The sequence below is a fragment of the Marinobacter salexigens genome (genome assembly GCF_002806945.1).
GTDB lineage: Bacteria > Pseudomonadota > Gammaproteobacteria > Pseudomonadales > Oleiphilaceae > Marinobacter > Marinobacter salexigens.
The window spans coordinates 283,083-308,581 of the sequence record NZ_NIHC01000001.1 but is presented as its reverse complement, the minus strand read 5'-3'; the positions used below and the strand labels follow the sequence as shown (position 1 = coordinate 308,581).

Below are 25,499 nucleotides of genomic sequence, written 5' to 3'. Positions count from 1 at the left end.
GTTTCCTATACTGTTGCTGCCACCCCCCAACCAACAGATTGAGACAATGAACATCCAAAACGATCAGCGCTTTGCGATTAACCTCAACGTTCGAGGCATCCAACCTTCGTCCACCTTGCGAATCAACGAGCTGAGCAACCAGCTCAAAGCTGAAGGCAAGGACATCATTAAGCTCGGGCTGGGGCAATCACCTTTCCCGGTTCCCGAGCGGGTGGTAGAAGCGTTAAGGGAGCACGCACACGAAAAAGACTATTTGCCGGTCAAAGGTCTCAAAGGCCTCCGCGAGTCGATTGCGGGTTACATCAACCGCAGTGAACGCATGCGGTGTACCTGGGAAGATGTACTGATTGGCCCCGGTTCCAAGGAGCTGCTGTTTATTCTGCAGCTGGCCTACTATGGCGACCTTCTGATCCCACGCCCAAGCTGGGTCTCCTACGCACCTCAGGCGCGCATTATTGGCCGTTCGGTGCACTGGCTGCCCACCCATGCAGAAAACAACTGGCAGCTGACTGCCGAAGAGCTGGATATTATTTGCCGGGACGACGCTTCCCGCCCGCGCATACTGATCCTCAACTACCCGTCCAACCCAACCGGTTGCACTTACACAGACGACCAGCTGCTGGCCATTGCCAATGTGGCCAGAAAGTACAGGCTCATACTGCTTTCGGACGAGATCTACGGAGAAGTCCACTTCGAAGGCAAGCATAAGTCCATTGCCCGTTATTACCCGGAAGGCACCATCATCAGCACCGGGTTAAGCAAGTGGGCCGGTGCTGGGGGCTGGAGACTCGGCACCTTCATCTTTCCCAGGGAGTTGAGAGCGCTGCAGGACGCCATGGCGATCATCGCCAGTGAAACCTATACCTCTACCAGCGCTCCCACACAGTATGCTGCCATCGCTGCCTTTGACGGTGGTGACGACATTGAGGAATACCTCAAGCAATCCCGGCGCGTGCTGAAAGTTGTTGGGGAATACATGCACTCTCGCCTGAGCGCGATGGGCGCAGTGGTTCAGAAACCTGAAGGCGCCTTCTATCTGTTCCCGAACTTTGACAGCTTCCGCGATCAGCTTGCGCGGAAGGACATCAAAACCAGCCAGGCGTTTTGCCAATCCTTGCTGGCAAGCACCGGCGTAGCCATTTTGCCTGCCAGCGATTTCGGTTTTGTACCGGACCACTTGGGCGCACGCTTGGCGTTCGTAGACTTCGACGGGGCTGCATCTTTGGAACTGGCCGGCGGGGACTATGCCGACCAGGCTCTGGATAAAGAATTTGTGAAACGGGCATGCCCACGTCTGGTCGAGGCCATGGACAAGCTGGAGGGCTGGCTGAACAGCCTATGACCTAGCCATGATAGACTGGTGCTCTCACTCTTCAGAGAAGATCAAGCGAGGGCGCCATGTCTGATTCTGTTTCCCTGCGGGCCATTACCAATTTTGCAGAAGATCTGGCTGTTGAGGCCGGAAAGTTGATTCAACGGGAGCGTGACAAAACCACCCTCCGTACTGAATACAAATACCAGGCTGAGTTGGTAACTCATGCCGATATCATGGCCGACGAGTTCATCACCAGCGCCATTCAGAAAAACTTCCCGGATCACCGCATCCTGTCCGAGGAGAGCACTCCGGATCTTAGCCAGGCTGAAGAACTGGAAACTCCGTTGTGGATCATTGACCCCATTGATGGCACGGTAAATTACGCTTACGGCCACCCGCAGGTTGCTGTGTCCATTGCCTATGCTGAGAATGGTCGTGTGCAAGCGGGTGTGGTGCATGCACCTTTCCCCGGTGAAACCTTCCGCGCCACTCGCGGCGATGGTGCCACGCTCAACGGCATTCCTATTCACCACAGCGGTGCGACGGTGCCAAGAGACTCACTCTTTGCGACCGGTTTCCCTTACACCAAAGACAACCTGGCCCCGCTGGTTAACCGCCTGAATGCGATGATCCATGAGTGCCGCGACCTGCGCCGTATCGGCTCTGCGGCTCTGGATATCTGCTGGGTAGCCTGCGGGCGTTTGGATATCTACTACGAAAACGTCAGCCCTTGGGATTTCGCCGCCGCCCGCCTGATTGCTCTGGAAGCGGGTGCCACCGCCGGCCACTTCAGCGAGGTGCCTGAGGGTTACCCGGCTGACCTTTGGGGGCGCGACATTCTGATTTCGGCACCCGCTATCTGGGAGCCTGTTCGTCAGATTCTTCGGTCTGCTTCCGGGTATGAGTGAGGTTGGGGCCAAACAGCCTCAGCAACCAACGCCCAACTTTCGTCAAAATCAGCCGTGGGCAATCGGGAAAACGACGAGCGGATGAACCGCTGAATTCGGCCTTCCATAAACACCAGAACAAAATCCGCACCGCGAGTTGCACTGGTGCGTGGTCGCAAGCCCTGACGGATTTCGCCTTCTTTCAGGGTTTGCCGAACCTGGGTTTCCAGGCGTTCGAAGAATTGGGAAGCACGCTTGCGCAGTGCCTCGTTTTCGCCGACCAAGGCATCGCCCGTCAGAACACAACACAAACCCGGATTACGCTCGGCGAATACCAAAACCAGATGCACCAGCTGCTGCATTCGCACGCGCACGTCCTCCTGCTCCTGCAGGATTACCTGACAGCGAGAGAACACCACCTCTTCCGCAAACTCCAGAAGCGCCTCAAACATCTTCCGCTTGCTGGGAAAGTGCCGATACAGCGCCGCCTCGGTTACACCAACGGACTTGGCGAGGACAGACGTGGTGATTCTGGCGCCAGGATCTTTTTCCAGCAGCTCCAACAGCGCGTGGAGTATTGCCTCCCGGCGACTGGGTTTCTGATCGGTTGTGGCCATACTGCAGCGCTCTTAATCAGAATCGAAATTAAAAGAAAGTGCCATCAAGGGGCGAGGAAGCGCTTGCGTAGAGCTTTTTGGGCATACGGCCTGCCAGATAGGCCTCACGGCCCGCCTCAATGGCCAGGCGCATGGCATTGGCCATTCTGATCGGGTCTTTGGCTTGTGCGATGGCGGAATTCATCAGCACACCGTCGCAACCCAGTTCCATGGCGATGGTGGCATCGGAGGCTGTGCCTACGCCCGCATCCACTAACACCGGAACCTTGGCATTTTCGGCGATCAACCGGATGTTGTAACGGTTCTGAATACCCAGCCCGGAGCCAATAGGTGCGCCCAGAGGCATGATGGCAATACAGCCCATTTCCTCAAGAGTCGTGGCTAGCAGGGGGTCGTCGGAGCAGTAAACCATCACCTTGAAGCCGTCTTTAATCAGCTCTTCGGCGGCCGCCAGGGTTTCTGGCATGTTCGGGTACAAGGTTTTGTGCTCACCCAGCACTTCCAGCTTTACCAAATCGCGCCCGTCGAGAAGTTCCCGCGCCAGCTTGCACGTACGCACTGCATCTTTGGCGGTATAACAACCGGCCGTGTTGGGCAGGATGGTGTAGCGGTCCGGGGAAATCACATCCAGAAGATTGGGCTCATCCGGATTCTGGCCCAAGTTTGTGCGGCGAACCGCCACGGTCACAATTTCAGCTCCACTTGCTTCAATGGCCTCAGCTGTTTCCGTCAGGTCTCGGTATTTTCCAGTGCCTACCAGTAACCGCGACTGATAAATGCGGCCCGCAATTTCAAGCGGTTTATCTTCGGGCAGCAGGAGTTCTGGTGTGTCGGTCATAGTGTTTCCGGGTTGGTCAAACGTAAGGGTGTCATCTCTTGAAAACGCCTGTCACGGCCGGGCCTCAGCCCCGCCAAATGGGGCTTAGCCGCCTCCGATGGCGTGTACCACCTCAACGCGATCTCCGTCATTGAGGGTAAACTCGACGTGCTGGCTGCGAGGCACTATGTCCTCATTTACTTCCACCGCCAAGCGCTTGCCTGTCAGTGCCATTTTTTCCAACAATGCTGAAACTGTGGCACCCTTAGTGAGCACCATGGCTTCGCCATTAACCTTAACCTGCATAACGCTCCTAACCTCTGCTTTGATCCGTTTGCTGGCCCACGCCAGCGGTCAGCAACAATATCCAGCCAATCATAAAACACACACCACCCATGGGCGTAATTGGACCAACCCAGCGCAGGTCGGTCAGCACCAGTGTATACAAGCTGCCACTAAACAACAGGATACCTGCCACAAAGAAACCAGCGGCCAGCCCCAGCAATCGCTGCGAAAGCCCAAAGCCAGTCAACAGAGCAACCAGCACCAGTGCGATGGCATGATACATTTGATAGGTAACTGCGGTCTGGAAAACCTCCAGGCTGCGTTCGCTTACCAGGTTACGCAGGCCATGAGCACCAAATGCCCCAGCCATCACTGCCGTGAGGGCAAAAAAAGCGCCGATCAGAATGGGCAGGCGCATAAGACCCCGGGGTTTCGGTTTTACAGGCTCAACAGTCACAGTGGATTTTCTCTCCGGTATCCAGATTCATCATGGTGAGCGCTCCGCCCCAAACACAGCCAGTGTCCAGGCCTATGAAGCGGTCTCTGCCTGTTTCACCTTCGATAGCTGCCCAGTGTCCGAAGATCACGCGCAGGTCATCGGAGCGGGGAAATTCAAACCAGGGGGCATAGCCCTCAGGCGCACTGCCAGCGGATTCTTTAGCGGTAAGTTCAAGCCTGCCGTCCTGGGCAACAAAACGCATTCTGGTGAAATAATTGGTGATCACCCGCCAACGATCCATGCCCGTGAGACTTTCATCCCAGCCTGCCGGCTTGTTGCCGTACATCAGTGCAAAGTATTCCCGGGCATGCTCCCCGCGAATCACTGCTTCCACTTCCCGAGCATTCTCAACAGCCTGCTGAACGCTCCAGATATGGGGAACTCCGGCATGGGCCATGATGAGGTTGCGCTCGGGATCGTGCACACACAGGTGTTGCTGTCGCAGCCAACCTAAAAGCTTATCGCGATCGGGGGCCTTCAGTATTCCCTTGAGTGTGTCCTTGCGCTTTGGTTCGTGGCCGCCAAAGGCCACGGCCAACAAATGCAGATCGTGATTGCCGAGCACCACTACGGCCGAATCGCCCAGGCTTTCGATGTAGCGCAGGGTTTTAAGGGAGGATGGGCCACGGTTGATCAGGTCACCCGCCACCCAGAGACGATCACGGGATGGCGAAAAATCCACCTTCGCCAGCACCTCTTTCAAGCGATCATAACAACCCTGAATATCGCCTATGGCGTAATCAGTCATGGTTGTCTCCGCTTCCGTCTCCTGAGCCAACCTTGCCGGGCTGGACGCTGCCTTGCTCACTGTTTTTTTCAGCCACCAGCAAATCCGCAATACTCACGTAATCTGCAAGGCTCAGGTTTTCGGGCCTAAGGCCGTCATTGATACTCAAAGTCTGTAACTGTTCAACCGTTACCATGCCAGCTAGCGCCTTACGCAAGGTTTTGCGGCGAGCGTTAAAGGCTGTTCGTACCACCGCCTGCAGCGTGCCATGATCCTTCGCCGGGTGTGGAAGCTCCTTATGGGGAACCAGTCGCACAATGGCGGAATCCACTTTCGGCGCTGGTCGAAAGGCACCGGGGCCCACTTCAAACAACGGCTGAACCTTGCAGAAGTACTGGGTCATTATGCCCAGCCGGCCATAATTGTTATCACCTGGTACCGCCGCCATACGCTGCACTACTTCTTTCTGCAGCATGAAGTGCATGTCTTGCACCACGCCTGACTGGGCCAACAAATGAAAAATCAGGGGCGTGGATATGTTGTAGGGCAGGTTGCCGATAATACGAAGCGGCCTGTCATCCACAAGTTGGCTGAAATCAAACTTGAGAGCGTCGGCTTCGTGGATACGGAATTCTGGATAGTTGAAAAACTTGGTGCGAAGCACAGGAATCAGGTCGCGATCCAACTCCACAACCTGGAGCTTTGGATTAACCGCCAGGATCTCCTCGGTGATGGCGCCAAGGCCAGGGCCAATTTCAACAATGGCATCATCCGGCTTCGGGTGAATGGCGCGAATAATGCGTTCAATGACGCCTGGATCGTGAAGAAAGTTCTGTCCAAACCGTTTCCTGGCCTGATGGCCGGCTTTTTTACTCACTCAGATTTCTCTTTATTAAAGGCTTTGCGATTCGCAGATTTGAGGGAGCGTGCCATCTGTTCCCCCACTCGGATAGCCGTATGTAAGCTGCCCGAGTCGGCTTTGCCTGAGCCGGCAAGATCCAAGGCAGTGCCATGATCCACCGATGTACGCACTACGGGCAACCCCAGAGTAATGTTTACCGCACGGCCGAAACCCTGGAATTTAAGAACTGGCAGGCCTTGATCGTGGTACATGGCCAGGGCGGCATCTGCGCCATCAAGCCAGTGCGGTGTAAACAGGGTGTCTGCCGGCAAAGGGCCAACCAGTTGCATGCCTTTGGCGCGAAGTTTCTCAAGGGTTGGCTCAATCACTTCAATTTCTTCCCGGCCAAGGTGGCCGCCTTCCCCGGCATGGGGGTTCAGGCCGGTAACGAGAATTCGGGGCTGTTGTATTCCGAAAAACTTTTTCAGGTCGGCATTCAAAATGGTGGCAACCTGGGTAATTCGTTCTGGCGTAACCGCCGCAGATACGTCTTTCAGGGGTAAGTGAGTTGTTACCAACGCCACGCGCAGTTCCTCTGTGGCGAGCATCATAACCACTCGCTCAACCCCGCAAAGCGCCTGCAAGAATTCGGTATGGCCACTGAATTCAATACCGGCTTCGTTGATAATGCCTTTGTGAACGGGCGCCGTAACCATGCCATCAAAATCACCGCCAAGGCAGCCTTTAGCGGCAACCTCGAGGGTTTCCAGCACATACTGGCTGTTGGCAGAATCCAGCTTACCCGCCTGAAGCGATGTGCAACCTTCAACGTGCAACACAGACAGCTCGCCCGCACCTTTCTTTGGCGCCATGCCGGGTTGCCATGGGTACAATTTAACGTTCAGGCCCAGAAGCCGGGCCCGAGCTTCCAGCAGTGGCTGGCTGGCGACAACGACCACACTTGCATCACGCTGCGCAGTAGCCAGCTGCAAGCAAAGCTCGGGGCCTATACCGGCAGGCTCGCCCGCGGTAAGGGCCAGAACAACCTCATCACTCATTATTCAGCAGCTTCCTGAGAGTCACCAGGCTCTTCTTCTGTTGTCTCGGTTGCATACTCACCTTTAAGCTCTACAAAAGCTTCGTCGCGGATTTCCCGCAGCCAGTTTTGCAGCTCGGTTTCGAACTTGCGGCGATAAATCGCCTGGCGCGCCTCTGCTTCTTTCACATCGACACTGATATCTTTCTCGCGGCGCTCTTCAACCTGAAGGATATGCCAGCCAAACTGTGAGCGGAACGGCCCTTTGAATTCTCCTACACCGGCCTCCTGCATAGCTTGCTCAAACGCTGGCACCATCTGCCCCGGATTTACCCAGCCAAGATTGCCACCATCGGAGCCGGAAACGGGGTCGTCTGAATGTTGCCGGGCCAGCACAGCAAAATCAGCGCCGTCCTGGAGTTGCTGAGCGAGTTTGCGAATCGCCGTTTCCGCCTCCGCATCTGTGACCGCTTCAGATGGCCTGATCAGTATGTGACGCACACGGTTCTGCTGAATGACCTGTTTTTGTGCGCCGCCGCGTTTATTCATCACCATAACCATGTGGAAACCGCTGTTATTCTCCAGAATTTCTGAGGGCTCACCAACGTCAAGTGCTGGAACAACCGGCGCAACCAGAGAGGGTAGCTGGCTCTCACTGCGCCACCCCATATCACCGCCTTCAAGGGCGTTACTGGCATCCGATTCAGCCACTGCCACTTCGCGGAAATCACGGCCACTCAGTATAGCTGCCCGTAGCTCTTCCGCTTTTTCACGGGTGGCATCGACAGTCGCATCATCCGCTGGGTTATCCAGCTCGATAAAGATATAGGCCAACCGGTATTCCGCATCGTTGCCACCGCCAGATTCAAGCGCCTGCAAATAGTTTTCAACCTCCCGGTCCGTTACACGAACCCGGCTGCCAACCTGGCGCTGTTGTACCCGGCCGGTGATCATTTCCTGGCGGATCTGTTCTCGGGCCTGACGATAACTTACGCCCTCTGCGGCTAGCTGGCCCTCAAATTCGGACAGGCTCATGCCATTGCTTCTGGCAATATTGGCCAGGGTCTCATTCAGCTCATTGTCGCTGATGCGCATCCCCGCTTTATCGGCCATCTGTAACTGTACAGATTCGGTGATCAGCTGCTCAAGAACCCGCTCTTCAAGAAGACGGCGCGGTGGCAGGCCAGTGCCCTGAGCACTTAGGCGACCCACAATCGTGTTGATTCTCGCTTCAAGTTCGGTTTGAAGGATCACGTCGTCATCCACAATGGCAACCACCTGATCGAGCAATTTGCGTTCAGCCTGAACCGAAAAAGAAAGCACCACTGCCAACAGCATCAGCAGTATCTGTAAACCCTGGCGAATCGTCGCCTTCATAACCACCTCATAATGTTCAAATAAGCCTGCGGACAGGGTACCGGAATGGCACGGTTACCGTCAGGGAAAAACCAATCAACGAGCCCCGAAACGGCGCCGCTCGCGCTCATCGAAACCGTATATCGCCTCGGAAATCGAAGTAGCGGCTCCGCCACTTCCGCCCAGGCCTTTCAGTTGAATCTGGAACAGTATGCGACTGTCCAGTTCCTGGTCGTCGGTGAAATAGTTCTGGTGAACCACCTGAACGCTCCAACAACAATTGTTGTACTCAATCCCGGCAAGGGAGCCAACCGTGCGATCCAGATCCGAATCGTACACCCAGCGGCCGATTAGACTAACACGGTCTGATGCCGGGATAACTGCGGCAATATCAGCCTGATCCAGCTCATCCTTGCTGTAAGTGTGCCCGACACTTGCCAGATACCGGTAATCCTCCGAGTGGAAAACCAGCTGGCTGCGGCCCTCTTCGGTCTCTCCGGTTTCAGGATCCCATAGCCCGGACGTCCGGATTTGCAGATTTTGCAGGGGATTCAGCACAACTTCCCCTGCAAGCGGTGACCGGCTTCGATCACTTCCGCCCACACCGAATAGCGTCACCTCACGATCTTCAAAATACTGCACCTGACCGATGCTGAAGCGAGCCCGTTCGGCGCCCGTCACCAGGTCGTTGAAGCGGCTGGTCAGAGCCACTGTTAACTGATTGGCCTCCCCCACCCGGTCTCCCCCTACAAAACGATCTGGCCGGAACAGCTGCTCAAAGCGGAAGGTTTGCAACGCCGTATCGAATGCAGGAATGTAGTTCTGATCGGCTTCAGCATCTGCCCAGGCATAATACAGTCGAGGCTCAAGGGTCTGATTGTAGGGCACATCAAACAGGCTGGACTGGCGATCAAAATACAGCCCGTTATCCCACTCCACCACCGGAACAGTGCGATCAAACCCACTGTTCCCGGCGCTATAGTCTTCCAGCTCATAGCGGGTGTAATCAAGGCTGACCGAAGGGCGGCTGAAGCCCCAGAGAGCCCGCATCGGCAGAGCCAGCTCGGGGCGGGCTCGAAAACGCTGGCCATTGGCTTTATCCAGTCCCGTCAGCGCGTCATTGTCGCGATAAAACCAGGTGTACTGGCTCTCCAGCCCTGCCGTAAACCAGCCAGCCTCTGCCGTTCCCGCATAGATCACATCGGGTAACTGGGCATAAGGCCTGTCAGCCTGGGCAATACGTTCGCTGACGGTCTGGTAATCATTAAGATACAAATCAAAATACTGGTTCGCGTCCTCATAGCGCACGCCACCCTTGCGCTGCAAGTGGGTGGCCTGGTTGATTTCCAGACTGCGATTCAGATCCCCCAGATAATCTTCATCACTTACTACGGAAAAGTCACCGTAGCCGCGCCAGCCACGGCCCAATTCGGCGCGGGTGGTGGCATCCAGTGCCCAGCGCTGCCCGGCTTCACCGGGGTTGTCATTTTTGTAGGCTGAATCGTTATCAATATAGCCAAGCTGCAGCGTGGTCTCTCCGAGGGGACTGAGATAGCGGCCCTCAACCTCATTAAACAGCCCGCGGCCATGGATGTACTGCGGCGTAAAAGTGGCATCATAATGGGGTGCCAGATTCAGATAGTAAGGTGCCGCAAAAAATGCGCCGCTACCCGCGCTGGAAGAGCCAAACTGCGGGTACAGAAAACCGGTTTTACGCCGATCATCAATGGGAAAGCTGGCGTAAGGCCAGTAAAGCACAGGCACGTCCAGAACTTCGAGGCGCACATGCTTTGCTGTTCCAAAGCCTTCGGCCTGATCCAACTCTATCTCAGAAGCAACAATTGCCCAATCATTCTGCTGTGGGCCACAGGTGGTAAGCATGCCGCCATGGATCTCTACCCGGGCATCATCCACCCGTGAAAGGCTTCCGGCACTACCCCGCATTTCCGGCCCATGCAACAAGAAGGTGGCAGTGTTGATATCAAGACGCCCTGAGTTCACGCTGTATTCTGCGCGCTCTCCGGTCAACAAAAACCCATCACCACGACTGACTAAAGGTCCCTGAATTGATACAAGGCCTGCACTCTGACTGTACCTGGCCTCAGATCCAGCCACCTGAAAGCTGCCTTGTCGCACCTGAACATCGCCTTGCAGGTATAGCTCGCTGTCAATCTCGTACCGGGCGTTCAGGCCACTGGCTTGCAGAGCTGCGGCTTCACCAGTACTTTCTCCAAAAACAGCCGTGCCGTCTTCACCAGAGCCTGATGGCAGATACCCACCTGTGCAAAACGCGGGCAGCGAATTCCTGACATCCTCCGGAAGCTGGCTTTTAGGGCGCCAGTCCAGCTCGGCGGCGGATGGTGCTACTTCGCCGGCAGATAAACCGGCGGCCGACATCAGGCCCAATCCGGCAAGCAGGCTCGTAAACCAGCGCTGCAATGTGCCTGTCTGCGCTTGCAGATAGCTGTCGGACATTGGCACGATGGCAAGATTCCTGTTCCAGATGCATGGAGAAATGTGATTGGCGCAACAGAGCGCATATACACAAACAACAGCCGCCTAGTTTACACGTGCCTCTGGAGCTTGTTAACGGAAACGGAGCCTGATAATCGAAACTCCGCTGCAAAACCGTTTTACCCACTTTATACTCCATGCAAAGAGCCCTCAATGAGAGCCCCATTTATGGGCGTAACTCCGGGCTCACGAATACCCGTATACAACGTACACTCTATTCCAGGACAACTGCCCGCACTATGGACAACCGCCTGCAAATGCTGACCGCCTGGGTCAGCCAGTTTCCCGGCCTTGAGAACGCTCAGGCCAAGCCCGTTTCCGGCGATGCCAGCTTCCGGCGCTACTACCGTGTCTGCAAAACAGATACCAGTGGCAGCGACGTATCTTTCATTGTTATGGACTCGCCCCCGGAGCTCGAAGACTGCGGGCCATTTGTCCAAATTGGCAGGCATTGGCTCCAGGCCGGGATTGCTGTTCCACAGATTTTCGAAGCTGACCTTGCACGTGGCTTTCTCCTGCTGGAGGACTTCGGCGACCAGTTAATGCTGGGCCAGTTGAATCCCGAAACCGCAGACACTCTTTACCAAAGCGCTCTGGATGAGCTGCTTCTTATTCAGCAAGTTCACGCAGAGCCCGGCTACCCACTACCGCTTTATAATGCGGCCCTACTGAATCGTGAGATGGCCTTGTTTCGGGACTGGCTGCTGGAAAGCTATCTGGAGCTGGAACTGGACAACATCGAGAAGTCCATGCTGGACACGACCTTTGCATTGCTCCGGGAAAGCGCCCTGGCCCAGCCAGAAGTAACCGTGCACAGGGACTACCATTCCCGGAACCTGCTGGTGCGACAACACCGCAACCGCCTCGGTGTTATCGATTTTCAGGATGCGGTAACCGGCCCGGTGACTTATGACGCAGTGTCGCTCCTTAAGGACTGCTACATCCAGTGGCCGGAAGAGCGCGTCTGCGCATGGCTGGAAACCTTCCGCAAGCAAACCCTGGAAGCTGGCCTGCACAGTGCCGATCCCGACACCTTCCGACAATGGTTTGAGTTGATGGGCATGCAGCGTCACCTGAAGGCCGCCGGCATTTTTGCCCGCTTGGCTATTCGTGACGGCAAGTCACGCTATTTGGGCGACATCCCCCGCACTGTTGGCTACCTGCTTGCAGCCAGCAACCGGCAACCCGCGCTAAGGCACTTCCATGACTGGCTGGAAGCAGTGGCCATACCGAGAATTGAAGAACGGATTGGCCCAATTCCGCTTCGGGAGCATGCATAGTGAAAGCAATGATTCTTGCTGCAGGCAAGGGTGAACGCATGCGACCACTGACCCTTACCACTCCGAAACCCTTGCTTAGTGCGGGCGGCAAACCGCTCATTGAGCATCACCTTGAACGCCTCAAGCAAGCGGGTTTTCGGGATGTGGTCATCAATCACGCCTGGCTCGGAGAGCAGATTGAGTACACCCTGGGCAACGGTGAACGGTTCGGTCTTTCTCTGCACTACTCCCGGGAAGGCCAGCCATTGGAAACCGCCGGCGGCATTGTCCGCGCCCTGCCACTACTCGCATCCCCGGATACCGACTGGTTTATGGTGATAAATGGCGATATCTGGAGCGATTTTGATCTGGCCCGGCTGCAGCCGCCAATACCGGGCAAACACCCTTCTGTTGACGCTTTACTGGTAATGACCGACAACCCGCCACACCATCGCAAGGGCGACTTTTGCCTGAACGATAACGGCTTGCTGTACGAGGAGTGTGCCGGAAAAGAGGGTGAAAAACTGACCTTTGCTGGCATCAGCCTCCTGCACCGGAGGTTGTTTGATGGGCTCACTGATGGCGCGGGAAAGCTTGCCCCGGTGCTTCGGGCCGCTATGGCGAAGGGCAGGGCTGCCGGCATACACCACCCGGGGCACTGGATTGATGTTGGCACTCCGGAGCGCCTGCGGAAACTGGACCAGCAACTGGCTGTCCGGGAGCCTTAGCGCGATGACGACCCGCTCTGCGCAACCTGCCCTGCCACCGCGAATGGAAGCAGCATTCTCTGGCCTGCTGCGCAAACTCGTCGCCTCTGATCACCAGGCGCACACACTGATTGGCCAAACCAGCTTGCCCCGATGGTGTCAGCGCCCCATGTTTTTCTTTCTGGGTTATATCGCAAAAGCAGAGGGCCGGGTTTCAGAGCAGGATATCGGCTTTGCAGAAAACCTTATCATGGCGCTGGACCTTTCAAAACGCCAGAGACACAGGGCCATCAGCAGTTTTCAGAAAGGCAAGTCATCGGAAGCGCTGCCGCCACTCACCGGTGCCACACTGAGGCTCAGCCACCGGATCTCGCCTGCCCCCGCCCTGAAAATGGCCATTTGCCTATGTCACGCGGCTCAACTCAACGGCCGCCCAGGCAAACCCCGGCGTTACCGGTGCGAGGATGCGATTGACCACATTGGCATGCCGTTTACCATCAGCGAAGACATCTTCGCCAGCTATGCCAGCCAGGTGTGGAGCGATCTCAACAATGTGCCTTCCATGCCCGTCAACCTTGAAGAAGCTTGCGCTCTGCTGGGCGTCACAAGGCGAGACCCGATAGCGTCAATCAAGCGCGCATACCGGAAAAAGGTCTCCAAGTGGCACCCGGACAAACTGGCACAACAGCAACTCACCCCCGCCGAGCATGCTCTCGCCAAAGAACGTCTGCTAGCCTACCAAAAGGCTTGGGAGCTGGTCCGGCGGCGACACTGACTGGTAACAGTTATTGGCGCGGACCCGATGTTAACCAGGCAGCTATCCTGCCCGCCAGAGCTTTACCATCTCGCGGCAAGAAAACTGTCCCCGAACCCACAGCCTGCAAACTGAAGCCTTGCACTCCGGCTCTGGCTAAACTCGCCTTACGTTGCTCCCCCCCACTCGAGGAGGATAGTTCCAGAATGCGCGGCACAGACGCTTTCTCCAGCGTTTCGGCCAGCTGCCCGGCGTCCCTGGAATAGAACTTCGGCTGCGCCCAGACCAAGGCCGGGGGAGCCCCAAGCTCAGCAGCGTAGGCCACTACATGGTTACTGCCTCGCCCGATACCGATCACTGCCAAGAAGTCGTACTCACGTTTGCCCAGCTCCACGGCTCCAGCCACCAACTCTTCACGAATGCGTTCCCGATAGGCAACCTCCAGATCACTCGGGGCTTCCGTTTCCAATACATCAATCGTTGCTCGTACAGGAGCACCCTGGCTCCCCCCTTCCGGACCTGCCTCAGGTGCAACCTGCGGGCGCTCCAGCATCTTCTCGAGGGCGACCGACGGCGGTTCAAGGCCCAAGCTGAGCACCGCGAATTTACGGTGCGTCAATTCCCGGGCCAGAGTGCCTGCCAGCCCTGAACCTGCATTCTCGCCTTCGTCCGCCAGAATGATCACAGCCCCCCTTACCGGCGTTTCCATTTCGGGCCAGAACAGTGCCAATGTGCGAGCACCATCCTCAAGTTCAAGCCAGAGCACAGAGTCTGGAAATCGCTGGCTCAACCCCCACTCACCCATCCCGGAGGAGACAACACCGCGCACTTCGCTGGCAACGGATTCGGCGGGCCCTGCTCCATCAACCTGGTCCTGGGCGAATGCCTGCACCCCAACAGATGCCAGCATAACGACCAACAGGCAGCTGGAAATGTTCTTGAAACATATGCTTTTACTGATTGTTCTGATTCGGCGCACAGTTCCAGCTCCTCTGGCTACGAAAACACGCTCTGGTGCTGTTAGACTGTCATTAATATTAACGGCTGCCAATTGTTTGCGAGAACCGAAATGAACCCTTATCTGATTGCCCCATCCATTTTGTCTGCTGATTTTGCCCGTTTGGGCGAAGAGGTGGATAACGTACTGGCCGCAGGCGCAGACGTGGTGCACTTTGACGTTATGGACAACCATTATGTGCCCAACCTGACCATTGGGCCGATGGTGTGCGAAGCCCTCCGTAAACACGGCGTTACCGCACCCATCGATGTGCACCTGATGGTATCGCCAGTGGACGACCTGATCCGTATGTTCATCGACGCCGGTGCCAGCTACATCACCTTCCACCCGGAAGCGTCCCAGCATATTGACCGCTCCCTGCAACTGATTCGCGAGGGCGGATGCAAAGCAGGCCTGGTGTTCAACCCTGCTACACCACTCCACTATATGGATCATGTAATGGACAAGCTCGACATGGTGCTGATGATGTCGGTGAACCCGGGCTTTGGTGGTCAGAAATTTATTCCCGGCACCCTCGACAAGCTTCGGGAAGCCCGCAAGCGCATCGACGCCAGCAATTACAACATCCGGCTGGAAATCGATGGCGGCGTAAAAACCGACAATATCCGGGAAATTGCCGAAGCCGGCGCAGACACGTTTGTTGCGGGTTCAGCCATCTTCAATACCGACGATTACAAAGCCACCATCGACACCATGCGTCAGGAGCTGGAGCAGGCCCGTATCGCAATGGGCCATCAGGCACCAAACCAATGAGCCTCGCTGGACTGTTTAACGCCCGCTGGCCCGGAGTTGCCCTGTTTGATCTTGATGGCACCCTGGTAGACAGCGCTCCAGACCTTGCCGCGGCGGTTGACCGCACTCTTGAACAGCTTGGACGCAAGCCCGCCGGGCTTGAGCAGGTGCGCCAGTGGGTGGGCCACGGCTCCCCCATACTGATGCGGCGGGCCCTGGCTGGCAAAGCCGACTGGGAGCCCGCAACAGCGGTAGACGACGCTCTGTTTGACGATGCGCTGGCGCTGTTCTTTGCCAACTATCGGGAACTCAACGGCCAGTACGCAGTGGTCTACCCGGGTGTAAAAGCCTGCCTGGAATCTCTGAGCGAACGCGACTGCCCCATGGCCGTAGTAACCAACAAGCCAGAACAGTTCGTGGCGCCGTTATTAAAACAGCTAGGGCTGGATCAGCACTTCAAACTGGTGATCGGTGGCGACACTCTGGATACAAGAAAGCCGGACCCCGGCCCCTTGCTCCACGCCATGAAGGCACTGAACGGCAGCCGGGGCACTACCGTTATGGTTGGCGACTCTGCAGCGGATGTCACCGCCGCCCAGGCCGCAGGCATTCCCTGTGTTGCTGTCACCTATGGCTACAACTTTGGCCGTCGGGTACATGCACTGGGAGCAGACGCTGTGGTTGATTCCCTGAGCGAGCTTTTGTAACCTCTCAGATCTTGAACTTTAATTCTTTTCAATTCGGGAGATTCCTGCCGTGCAGGGACTGAATTTGACTGCCGCGCGAGGCATCCTTACTACCCGCGCAACACGATGGTGGCGATGGCGTACCGGCTGAACACTCTCAGCCCGGCGAACAGCGCGCCCGTGCCCGCTTAACGCCACCACCCGACAGGCCAAACCTACATACTGTTTGCCTGCTCGAACGCAGATCAGATCCCAGGAAACCCGACCATGAACTCCGAACAATTCCGCAAGCTGGCACAGGCCGGCTTCAACCGCATCCCCGTGTATCGTGAAGTACTAGCGGACATGGACACCCCTTTAAGTACTTACCTCAAGCTCGCCAGCGGCCCATATTCGTATCTGTTTGAATCTGTTCAGGGTGGCGAAAAATGGGGCCGTTACTCCATCATCGGCTTGCCCAGCCAGGAAGTGCTCAAGGTATTTGACCACCGTATAGAGATCCGTCGGCACGGCGAAGTAATTGAAACCGCTGAAGTAGATGACCCTCTGGCATTTGTAGCCAGCTACCAGGAACGCTTCAACGCCCCGGATCTGGAAGAGTTACCCCGCTTCAATGGTGGCTTGGTGGGTTATTTCGGCTACGACACGGTTCGCTACATCGAAAAGCGCCTGGCCACCAGCTGCCCCCCGGACCGCATAGGCACCCCTGATATACTGCTGATGGTTTCCGACGAGCTGGTGGTATTCGACAACCTGCGGGGCAAGCTGCACCTGATAGTCCACGTGAATCCGGCCGATGACGGTAGTTACGAACAGGCACAATCAAGGCTCGACGAACTCGAACAGAAATTACACCGGCAAACCGCCAATGCTCCGCAAACGCCAGCCCATCTGCGCGGAAAAACTGTGGATGAAAGCGAGTTTGTATCTGGCTTTAGCCAGGAAAAGTTCGAAGCCGCTGTTGGCAAAATAAAAGATTACGTGCTGGACGGCGACGTAATGCAAACCGTCATCTCCCAGCGCATGTCCATTCCGTTTGAAGCTCCTCCCTTGAATTTGTACCGCTCACTGCGGGTATTGAACCCCTCGCCGTACATGTACTTTCTGGATCTGGACGACTTCCACATTGTGGGCTCGTCGCCGGAAATCCTGGCACGTATGGAAGACCGGGAAGTCACCGTTCGCCCCATCGCCGGCACCCGCAAACGCGGCGCTACCGATGCGGAAGACAGAGCCCTGGAAGCCGAGCTGCTCGCCGATCCGAAAGAAATCGCCGAACACCTGATGCTGATCGACCTGGGCCGCAACGATGCGGGTCGCGTGTCGGAAACCGGCACCGTAAAGCTCACTGAAAAAATGGCCGTGGAGCGCTACTCCCATGTAATGCACATAGTCTCCAACGTAACCGGCCAGGTAAAAGACGGCATCAGCTGCCTTGATGTACTCAAGGCCACCCTGCCTGCAGGTACCCTGAGCGGTGCCCCGAAAACCCGGGCCATGGAAATCATTGATGAATTGGAGCCGGTAAAGCGTGGGGTATACGGCGGCGCTGTGGGATACCTGTCGTTCAACGGCAACATGGATACCGCAATCGCTATCCGCACCGCCGTTATCAAGGACAAAACACTGCACATACAGGCCGGCGCCGGCATTGTTGCCGATTCCGTTCCTCGCCTTGAATGGAAAGAAACCATGAATAAGGGCCGCGCCATATTCCGCGCGGTGGCTATGACCTACAACGATTTCAACCACTGAGGCGAGGGACACATCATGCTATTAATGATCGACAACTACGACTCCTTCACCTACAACGTGGTGCAGTATCTTGCAGAACTGGGCGCCGACGTACAGGTGCACCGCAACGACGAAATCACCGTGGAGGAGATCGAAGCACTTAACCCGGAACGGCTGGTGATCTCTCCCGGCCCCTGCACACCAAATGAAGCGGGGGTTTCCATGGAAGCCATCCGCCACTTTGCCGGCAAAATTCCCATTCTCGGCATTTGCCTTGGACACCAGGCCATCGGGCAGGTATTCGGCGGCAACATAATCCGCGCCGGGCGCGTTATGCACGGCAAAGTATCCCCGGTGTTTCACAACAACACCGGCGTGTTCCGCGGCCTTAACAATCCTGTGCAGTCTACCCGCTACCACAGCTTGGCCATCGAGCAGGCCAGCCTCCCGGAATGCCTGGAAATGACCGCTTGGACTCGCAACAGCGATGGCAGCGTGGAAGAAATCATGGGCGTGCGTCACAAAACATTGGCCATCGAAGGGGTGCAGTTCCACCCTGAATCCATCATGAGCGAACAGGGCCACGAACTGCTACGCAATTTCCTGCGAACCCAATAAGAAAAGGCACTACGAATGAACATGAAAGACGCACTGAACCGGGTGGCCGAAAACCTCGATATGTCCCGGGAAGAAATGAAAAGCGTGATGCGCATCGTTATGAACGGCGAAGCCACCGATGCTCAGATTGGCGCCCTGCTCATGGGTTTGCGGATAAAAAGTGAAACCGTCGATGAAATCACCGGCGCTGTGGAAGTCATGCGCGAACTGGTCTCCGGCGTAACCATCAAAGCCGAGCCACTGATTGATATCGTTGGCACCGGCGGTGACGGCGCCAACCTGTTCAACGTTTCCTCTGCCTCCGCTTTCGTTGTTGCTGCCGCTGGTGGCTTTGTTGCCAAACACGGCAACCGCGCGGTGTCCTCCAAAAGCGGAAGTGCCGACCTGATCGAACAAGCAGGCATCAACCTGGACCTCACCCCTGAACAAGTCGCCCGCTGCGTAGAGCAAATCGGCGTAGGCTTCATGTTCGCCCCAAGCCATCACGGTGCCATGAAACACGCCGTTGGCCCACGCAAGGAAATGGGTTGCCGCACCCTGTTCAACATCCTCGGCCCCATGACCAACCCGGCAGGTGTTAAACGCCAACTGATCGGCGTATTCAGCCGAGCCCTCTGCCGCCCAATGGCTGAAGTACTGCAAAAACTAGGCGCCGAACACATTATGGTGGTGGCTTCCAAAGACGGACTGGATGAAATCAGCCTGGCCAGCGTTACCCATGTGGCCGAACTGAAAGACGGCGAGATCACCGAATACCAGATCACCCCGGAAGACCTCGGCATAAAGAGCCAGACTCTGGTGGGGCTGTCCGTGGATACTGCAGAAGAGTCCCTGAACCTGATCAAAGCCGCCTTCGGCCGAGGCCACGATGAAATGGCCGAAAAAGCCCGGGACATGATCGCCCTGAACGCCGGCGCTGCCATCTACGTAGCCGGCCTGGCTCCAAATGCCAAAATGGGCGTAGAAATGGCCCTGGACGCCATGGGCTCGGGCCTTGCGGCCGGAAAACTCGCCGAACTGGCAGATTTTTCACACTGTTTTTAAGCTGTAAGCAGGCTTCACCAAACTCTGAGAGCGTGCCGCTGGTCGCCTCTTAAAACTGTCTGCAGCCAGGGATGGCTGCAGCCAAGCCCTACATGGACGTATTCACGGGCGTGTTTTGAGAGGCGACCAGCGGCATGCTCATACACGGAACCAAACAAAAATGGCTAAGCAAAACGACAAAACCCCCACCATCCTGCGCAAAATCGTAGAAAGAAAGTGGGAAGAAATCGACTTTCGGAAACGCCAAACGAGTCTGGAAGATCTCAAGGCCATGTCTGGCGATCAGCCCGCTACAAGGGGCTTCGCCAACGCCCTGCGCCAGAGAATTGAAGCCGGCACACCCGCCGTCATTGCTGAAATCAAAAAAGCCTCACCCAGCAAAGGCATACTCCGCGACCCATTTGAGCCCGCCGAGATTGCCGAAAGCTACGAAAAGGGCGGCGCTGCCTGCTTGTCAGTACTCACTGACCATGATTTTTTCCAGGGCCACGAAGACTACCTGATCGCCGCCCGCAACGCCTGCAGCCTGCCCGTTATCCGCAAAGACTTCATGGTCGCTCCCTACCAAGTATACGAAGCCCGAACCATAGGCGCCGACTGCATACTGCTCATTGCAGCGTGCCTAACCAAAGACCAGATGCAGGAACTCGAAGGCATAGCCCACGAAATCGGCATGGACGTACTGGTAGAAGTCCACAATAGCGAAGAAATGGACGATGCACTCACGCTCCGCACCCCACTGGTGGGCATCAACAACCGCGACCTGCACAGCTTCGACGTATCCTTGGAAACCACCTTCAACCTGCACCAGCGCATAGGTGCAGAGCGCATGGCCATCACCGAAAGCGGCATAATGACCCGCGCCGACGTGGAAGCCATGACCGGTCGTGGAATTTATGGATTCCTGGTGGGTGAATCCTTCATGCGTGCAGACAACCCTGGTGAGAAGCTGCAGGAATTGTTCTTCCCGCAGTAGAGTGGCCAATAGCGCCAGAGGGCAAACAAGCGCGTCAGGCGGATCTAGTCAGTATCCGCCAGCGCTTCCTGCATCAGCGACTGCAAATGCTCAGGCAGATCAACCGATAATTCCAAAGCCCTCTCATGGGCGCGCTGCGACATTTTGCCCCAGGTTCGCCGCACAATCCTGAGCCATTTCTCCCGATCATATTCCGCGTTATCTGCGTAGAACCGGGCAAAATACTTCTCCAGAAACACCATGCAGGCAACGTCTTCCAATAACTGCGTCTCCGGGTCTTTTCGCAGCTCGCGCTTGGTAATAATCACCTCAACCCGTTCGCATTCGCTCTCAGGATATCCACACTCAGCCATAATTTCCGCAGCCCTGCGCCCATGCATGCGCCCACACGCCTGGCGCCAAGCATAGTAGGCTTTTCGGCCCACCGGGTAATCACTGCGGGGCAACTTCCAGCGCTCAAGATGCTGGGCTCTGCAGGCTATCTGCATTCGCGCAGAAGGCGCCGGCTCCAGTTCATAGAGCCAGCGAGTCATATGCAAACTGTAGGCATACTCCCTGGGCATGGTTTCACCTGCCACAACCTCTTCATTTGGGTCGGCGCGATTGGCGCTGTCAATCGCATCCAGAGCACACTTAAGGGATGCCCCACTCATACTATCTCCTTTAACGACACAACTAACCCTCGGGGGCTATTGCGACGACTGTCAAATTCCCTGATGATGATAACTACTGGCCGCCGGATCATGATGATGGTGAAAAGCTCAGATCTCCAACCGCCACTCAAAAGAGTACCGCCAAAATGGATACCCGCCTATGAGGCGTACATCCGGATCGTGGAGCGCAAGGTAGCTGTCATCGCTGCCTGGACTCTTCTTGTAACGGTACTTTTCTACCAGTTTACCCACGAACTCCGCCTTGCTCACCCGACAGAGATGTGGCTCACGGAACTGGGGTTCCGGATACCTGTTCTGCTCAGTGCACTTATCACTCTATTCTCCCACTACACGGGAAAGCCCTTCATCCAGAGCCGCCAATTGCTCAGAATTATGGGGCTCTCATTGATGACGATGATACTTGCACTGTTTCTCATTCACTACAGCGGGCCGTCTGCCGAGACCTATCAGGTTACAAACATGATGATCATCAGCTTTTTCGGGGTTTCCGCTTTCTCAGTCAGGGGCCCTAGAGAATGGTGCCTGATGTTTCTCATCCCTCTCCCGGTCTTTTTCCTGTCTGCAAAGGCTATGGGGCTGTCCATCGCCGAGCTGCTTCCCCCTATGTTTGACCCTTTCGTCATGATGATTATAGGTCTCGTGATGAGTGAGGCACTGGGGCAGCTTCGGGTTGGAGAGTTCATAGCCAGGCAACGACTCAAAGAGCATGCGACTACCGATCAGTTAACCGGCCTGCTGAACCGCAGAGCCATGCTCCAACTGCTGGAGCGCGAGCACTCCCGTGCCCAACGCTACGGGGCTACTTACAGCCTTATTCTAGGGGACCTCGATTGGTTCAAGCGAGTAAATGACACCTACGGCCACAATGTTGGCGACATCGTACTTCAGGAAACCGCCCGCAGGCTGGGAAGCCACATGCGTACGCAGGATGCACTGTGCCGCTGGGGTGGCGAAGAAATCCTGATTTTGTTACCGGAAACGGATCTCGATGGAGCCCGGCACGTAGCCGAGAAGGCTCGCCTATCTCTTGCTGAGAAACCGATGGAGGTCAAAGAGCACAGCATTCCTCAAACCATAAGCCTGGGCATCACCAGCTGCTACGGGCTTGATGACATTGAAAGCACGATAAAGCGAGCCGATGATGCGTTGTACCTTGCCAAGAACAATGGGCGCAATCGCACTGAGGAAATTGCGCCCCCAAACCCCGAACCTGCATTAACAGAAGCTGAGATCATCTTTGATACTGCAAACTGATCCCTCAGGATAAAGCTAACAAACCATCATTTTTAAACCTGCGCAGATGGGCGCGCCTTGATGCGGTCATACCATGACTGCAAGTGGGTATATTCTGGCAGGATACGGATATCCACAACCCGGGCAAAGGCTACTGTAGTGAACGCATTGATGTCGGCTGCGGTAAACCTGTCACAGCAAATATATTCCTTGTCAGCCAGGTGCCCGTCGAGAAACTTCATAAACTTGGCAACACCCCTTCCGCAATCTTCCCCCCACTCCTTGATCGGGTTCATCCTGTCTTTGAAATAGCCGCTGGTGTGCTGGAAACACATACCTGTGGGCATGAAAAAATAGAACTCCACCCACCTTACCCACTGTTCGATCAAGGCCTTCTCAAGAGGCGTGTCCCCCAGAAGCGTTGGGGCCTGCAGGTAGCTTTCTTCAAAGTAACGGCAAATCGCCATGGTCTCGGCGATGCAGGTGCCATCCTCCAACTCCATCACCGGCACCTTTTTCATGGGGTTACGGGCCACGTATTCCGGCGTCAGGTTTTCACCCTTTTGCAAATCAATTTCGATGAACTCGGCTTTCTCTAGCAAGCCTTTCTCAGCCATAAACATGCGCACACGGCGAGGATTTGGTGCAGTTTTTGTTTCATAGATTTTCATTATTATTGGCTCCAGTCTAGCTTTCTCAAGGGCTTTTTTGCGCACAAAGCATTCGAGAGACTGACCCGAATACAGGGTTGCGTCAAGCAACCAGGTTAGCCCCCGCTACATGGCGAATACGTATCCATCGTTGGCGCATTTGCGTTAAAACCTTGTAACTGCGCTCAAGATCCTTATGCTTATAACTACGTGATAACCGAGACGAGATGTTTTGCCCTATTTCCCCGCATTGCCAGAAAACCCCAAATCGGAGCGCATCTTCCGGTTATTCCATGCCAGTCGTAATAAATTAGCAACGTGCTTAACAAAAAAAATGACAACAAAATGTTCTGCCAGAACTCACCAACCCCGAATGGAGAAGTGACTATGCGAAAGCTTACGTCTGCAGCACTACTTTGTGCACTATCAGTACCCGCCATGGCACAAGCCAACTGCGGCGAAGTATCCATCACAGAAATGAACTGGGCGTCCAATACCGTCGTCACAAGCGTGGCCAAATTTATTATGGAACAAGGCTATGGCTGTGATGTGTCGGTTATCCCCTCAGACACCGTGCCGGCCGTAACATCAGTTGCAGAAAACGGCGAGCCAGACATCGTTACTGAGCTGTGGTTAAACTCCGCAGGAGAAGCTTATCTGCGCCTCGAAGAAGAAGGCAAGATTGCAAGACTGGGCAAGGTGCTTGATCCCGGCGGTGAGGAAGGCTGGTGGCTGCCCACTGCTCTGGTGGAAAAACACCCTGAACTGAAAACAATTGAAGGCGTCATGGCCAACCCGGAACTGGTGGGCTCACGCTTTAATAACTGTCCGGATGGTTGGGGCTGCCGAATTGTTAACGACAACCTGATTCGCGCTCTGGATCTTGAGGAGTCTGGCATCAAGGTGTTTAACCACGGTTCAGGCGAGACCCTGGCGACTTCAATGGCCTCAGCCGTTCAGAAAGGTGACCCGTGGTTCGGTTACTACTGGGGCCCAACTGTGCCCATGGGCAAGTACGACATGACCCGTATAGAGTTGGGCGAATACAAGCAGAAGGTTCACGAGAAAAACCAGAACGCTAACGCCGACAGCCCGGGCGTTTCCGAATTCCCGGCGGCAACGGTTCTTACCTCGGTCACCACCAGCTTCAAAAATCGGGAGCCAGAGGTAACCGAGATGCTGAGCAAAATGACCTTCAAGACCGACACCATGAGCGGGCTTCTGGCCTGGATGGATTCCAACAATGCATCCGCTGAAGAAGCTGCGGTTTATTTCCTGAGCACCAACCGCGACGAGTGGTCTGGCTGGCTCAACGACGAGGCCCGCAAAAATCTTGCGGCGATTCTCGAAAACTGATTATCCCGCCCTGGCCCGGGGCAGCTCTTTTAACGAGTGCCCTGGGATACGTCTATCTGGCAGTAACAACAACCGATTTCTGTGTCGCATGGCCCCCATGTACAGAAGAGGCTAAACACAAATGGCAACCTACGATTCCCTGTTTTCGGCGCTAGGGTTAGAAGATTGGTGCGCGAAAGGTAAAGAAGACGGCCCTATGTCGATGGCGGATCTACTCGCCAAATCCAAAGGCAAAGATGCAGAACCCGAATCCCTGTGGGACCTTCCTTTCCCGTCCATGGATGCACTGAACGACTCCTGCGCAGCATTTCCCCAGTCCAGAGAGCTAACTAAAGGCCTGGAGCAGGGTTTTCTCGCCATAAAAGACAACCTCAGCCTTGTTCTGGACCCACTGACCCAGCCTCTCAGCTGGTTTCTGGATAGCGCACTTTACGGCATGTTGAACACGCCTTGGTGGATCATTATCCCGATTATGCTGGCGATCGTTTTCTTGGTGACCAAATCCTGGAAGCTGGTTGCACTGGTAGCCGGCAGTATCTGCCTACTGGCCTTTATTGATTACTATGTTTACGCCATGCAGACGCTGGCCATTATTTTTGTATGCGCCTTCCTGTGTGTGCTTTTCGGGGTGCCCATAGGCATTGCCATGTCCCGGAGCGACACCATGCAACGGCTGACGATTCCGGTGCTGGATATGCTTCAAACCTTACCGCCGTTTGTGTACCTGATCCCGCTGATTTTCCTGTTCAGCGTGACCGAATCCAAACTCTACGGCATTGCCATTATTCTCTACGCCATAGTGCCGGTTGTGCGTTTGACCAACCTGGGCATACGCCTGGTGGACAAAGACGTAATCGAAGCCGCCGATGCCTTCGGCATGACGCCCAGGCAGAAGCTGTTCAAGGTTCAGATTCCTCTGGCACTGCCCAACATTATGGCCGGTGTAAACCAGACCATCATGATGAGCCTGGCGATGGTGGTTATCGCATCACTGGTGTCGGCACCCGGTTTGGGTGTTCTGGTGCTTCGTGGCATCCGCAATCTGGAATTGGGCGTTGGCCTGGTTTCCGGCCTTGGCATTGTAATTCTGGCCGTGATTCTCGACCGGGTGACAAAAGCATCTCTTGCGCGCATCAACGCCAGTCAAAAGCAGTGAGGACAAAA

General features: G+C 55.7%; 26 protein-coding genes. 14 read left to right on the top strand and 12 right to left on the bottom strand.

What is annotated here, in order from left to right:
- The first annotated feature begins 46 nt into the window (after positions 1-46).
- Both CDH47_RS01425 and CDH47_RS01420 read left to right on the top strand, forming a co-directional pair.
- Positions 47-1,342 carry a pyridoxal phosphate-dependent aminotransferase gene (locus CDH47_RS01425; protein WP_100638047.1) on the top strand — a complete coding sequence of 432 codons (1,296 nt, stop codon included), beginning with the start codon at positions 47-49 and terminating at the stop codon, positions 1,340-1,342.
- A 56-nt stretch (positions 1,343-1,398) separates the two neighbouring features.
- Positions 1,399-2,223: an inositol monophosphatase family protein gene (locus CDH47_RS01420; protein ID WP_100638046.1), complete on the top strand. Its 825-nt coding sequence runs from the start codon at positions 1,399-1,401 to the stop codon at positions 2,221-2,223.
- On the opposite strand, the gene slmA is transcribed toward CDH47_RS01420, so the two are convergent.
- The 9 genes from slmA to CDH47_RS01375 form a co-directional block, all read right to left on the bottom strand.
- Positions 2,190-2,819: a nucleoid occlusion factor SlmA gene (slmA, locus tag CDH47_RS01415; protein WP_100638045.1), complete on the bottom strand. Its 630-nt coding sequence runs from the start codon at positions 2,817-2,819 to the stop codon at positions 2,190-2,192. The genes CDH47_RS01420 and slmA overlap by 34 nt on opposite strands.
- A 28-nt stretch (positions 2,820-2,847) precedes the next feature.
- Complete coding sequence (locus CDH47_RS01410; protein ID WP_100638044.1) at positions 2,848-3,657, bottom strand: thiazole synthase; 810 nt, start codon at positions 3,655-3,657, stop codon at positions 2,848-2,850.
- An 84-nt stretch (positions 3,658-3,741) separates the two neighbouring features.
- On the bottom strand, positions 3,742-3,942 hold the full coding sequence (thiS, locus tag CDH47_RS01405; RefSeq protein WP_100638043.1) for a sulfur carrier protein ThiS: 201 nt from the start codon (positions 3,940-3,942) through the stop codon (positions 3,742-3,744).
- A 7-nt stretch (positions 3,943-3,949) separates the two neighbouring features.
- Entirely contained in the window at positions 3,950-4,339 is a 390-nt protein-coding gene (locus CDH47_RS01400; protein ID WP_193601562.1) for a DUF423 domain-containing protein, read from the bottom strand.
- 28 nt (positions 4,340-4,367) lie between these two features.
- Positions 4,368-5,168, bottom strand: coding sequence for a symmetrical bis(5'-nucleosyl)-tetraphosphatase (locus CDH47_RS01395; protein WP_100638042.1), 801 nt, complete (start codon positions 5,166-5,168; stop codon positions 4,368-4,370).
- Entirely contained in the window at positions 5,161-6,024 is an 864-nt protein-coding gene (gene rsmA, locus CDH47_RS01390) for a 16S rRNA (adenine(1518)-N(6)/adenine(1519)-N(6))-dimethyltransferase RsmA (RefSeq protein WP_239985541.1), read from the bottom strand. The genes CDH47_RS01395 and rsmA overlap by 8 nt, the downstream gene beginning before the upstream one ends.
- On the bottom strand, positions 6,021-7,046 hold the full coding sequence (gene pdxA, locus CDH47_RS01385; protein ID WP_100638041.1) for a 4-hydroxythreonine-4-phosphate dehydrogenase PdxA: 1,026 nt from the start codon (positions 7,044-7,046) through the stop codon (positions 6,021-6,023). Before pdxA ends, rsmA begins: the two co-directional genes overlap by 4 nt.
- On the bottom strand, positions 7,046-8,401 hold the full coding sequence (locus tag CDH47_RS01380) for a peptidylprolyl isomerase (protein WP_100638040.1): 1,356 nt from the start codon (positions 8,399-8,401) through the stop codon (positions 7,046-7,048). Before CDH47_RS01380 ends, pdxA begins: the two co-directional genes overlap by 1 nt.
- Positions 8,402-8,476: 75 nt before the next feature.
- Positions 8,477-10,777, bottom strand: coding sequence for an LPS-assembly protein LptD (locus tag CDH47_RS01375; RefSeq protein WP_193601561.1), 2,301 nt, complete (start codon positions 10,775-10,777; stop codon positions 8,477-8,479).
- 356 nt (positions 10,778-11,133) lie between these two features.
- On the opposite strand from CDH47_RS01375, the gene CDH47_RS01370 reads away from it, so the two are divergent.
- From CDH47_RS01370 to CDH47_RS01360, 3 genes are read left to right on the top strand one after another with little or no spacing between them, the layout of a single operon-like run.
- The gene (locus tag CDH47_RS01370; RefSeq protein ID WP_100638038.1) at positions 11,134-12,174 is read left to right on the top strand and encodes an aminoglycoside phosphotransferase family protein; all 1,041 of its coding nucleotides are present in this window, start codon (positions 11,134-11,136) and stop codon (positions 12,172-12,174) included.
- Complete coding sequence (gene murU / locus CDH47_RS01365) at positions 12,174-12,881, top strand: N-acetylmuramate alpha-1-phosphate uridylyltransferase MurU (RefSeq protein WP_100638037.1); 708 nt, start codon at positions 12,174-12,176, stop codon at positions 12,879-12,881. The genes CDH47_RS01370 and murU overlap by 1 nt, the downstream gene beginning before the upstream one ends.
- Before the next feature lie 4 nt (positions 12,882-12,885).
- Positions 12,886-13,635, top strand: coding sequence for a co-chaperone DjlA (locus tag CDH47_RS01360; protein ID WP_100638036.1), 750 nt, complete (start codon positions 12,886-12,888; stop codon positions 13,633-13,635).
- A gap of 10 nt (positions 13,636-13,645) precedes the next feature.
- On the opposite strand, the gene CDH47_RS01355 is transcribed toward CDH47_RS01360, so the two are convergent.
- On the bottom strand, positions 13,646-14,593 hold the full coding sequence (locus tag CDH47_RS01355) for a DUF3530 family protein (protein WP_100638035.1): 948 nt from the start codon (positions 14,591-14,593) through the stop codon (positions 13,646-13,648).
- Positions 14,594-14,683: 90 nt separating this feature from the next.
- Here CDH47_RS01355 and rpe point away from each other — a divergent pair, with 90 nt between their 5' ends.
- From rpe to trpC, 6 genes are all read left to right on the top strand, one after another.
- Entirely contained in the window at positions 14,684-15,385 is a 702-nt protein-coding gene (rpe, locus tag CDH47_RS01350) for a ribulose-phosphate 3-epimerase (RefSeq protein WP_100638034.1), read from the top strand.
- On the top strand, positions 15,382-16,071 hold the full coding sequence (locus CDH47_RS01345) for a phosphoglycolate phosphatase (RefSeq protein ID WP_100638033.1): 690 nt from the start codon (positions 15,382-15,384) through the stop codon (positions 16,069-16,071). The genes rpe and CDH47_RS01345 overlap by 4 nt, the downstream gene beginning before the upstream one ends.
- A gap of 246 nt (positions 16,072-16,317) precedes the next feature.
- Positions 16,318-17,805, top strand: a complete 1,488-nt coding sequence (gene trpE / locus CDH47_RS01340) for an anthranilate synthase component I (protein ID WP_100638032.1) — start codon at positions 16,318-16,320, stop codon at positions 17,803-17,805.
- A 15-nt stretch (positions 17,806-17,820) separates the two neighbouring features.
- Positions 17,821-18,402: an anthranilate synthase component II gene (locus tag CDH47_RS01335; RefSeq protein WP_100638031.1), complete on the top strand. Its 582-nt coding sequence runs from the start codon at positions 17,821-17,823 to the stop codon at positions 18,400-18,402.
- A gap of 15 nt (positions 18,403-18,417) precedes the next feature.
- Positions 18,418-19,446: an anthranilate phosphoribosyltransferase gene (gene trpD, locus CDH47_RS01330; RefSeq protein WP_100638030.1), complete on the top strand. Its 1,029-nt coding sequence runs from the start codon at positions 18,418-18,420 to the stop codon at positions 19,444-19,446.
- Between the two features lie 160 nt (positions 19,447-19,606).
- A complete protein-coding gene (gene trpC / locus CDH47_RS01325; protein ID WP_100638029.1) occupies positions 19,607-20,422 on the top strand; it encodes an indole-3-glycerol phosphate synthase TrpC in 816 nt (271 codons plus the stop codon).
- A gap of 44 nt (positions 20,423-20,466) precedes the next feature.
- On the opposite strand, the gene CDH47_RS01320 is transcribed toward trpC, so the two are convergent.
- Positions 20,467-21,075, bottom strand: coding sequence for a DUF4202 domain-containing protein (locus CDH47_RS01320; RefSeq protein WP_100638028.1), 609 nt, complete (start codon positions 21,073-21,075; stop codon positions 20,467-20,469).
- Positions 21,076-21,165: 90 nt separating this feature from the next.
- Between CDH47_RS01320 and CDH47_RS01315 the strand changes: the two genes are divergently transcribed.
- A complete protein-coding gene (locus CDH47_RS01315; RefSeq protein WP_161494466.1) occupies positions 21,166-22,350 on the top strand; it encodes a GGDEF domain-containing protein in 1,185 nt (394 codons plus the stop codon).
- 32 nt (positions 22,351-22,382) lie between these two features.
- Here CDH47_RS01315 and CDH47_RS01310 read toward each other — a convergent pair whose 3' ends face one another.
- Complete coding sequence (locus CDH47_RS01310) at positions 22,383-23,000, bottom strand: glutathione S-transferase family protein (protein WP_100638026.1); 618 nt, start codon at positions 22,998-23,000, stop codon at positions 22,383-22,385.
- 366 nt (positions 23,001-23,366) lie between these two features.
- Here CDH47_RS01310 and CDH47_RS01305 point away from each other — a divergent pair, with 366 nt between their 5' ends.
- Entirely contained in the window at positions 23,367-24,335 is a 969-nt protein-coding gene (locus tag CDH47_RS01305) for an ABC transporter substrate-binding protein (protein WP_100638025.1), read from the top strand.
- A 121-nt stretch (positions 24,336-24,456) separates the two neighbouring features.
- A complete protein-coding gene (locus CDH47_RS01300) occupies positions 24,457-25,491 on the top strand; it encodes an ABC transporter permease (protein ID WP_100638024.1) in 1,035 nt (344 codons plus the stop codon).
- The last annotated feature ends 8 nt before the right edge of the window (positions 25,492-25,499 follow it).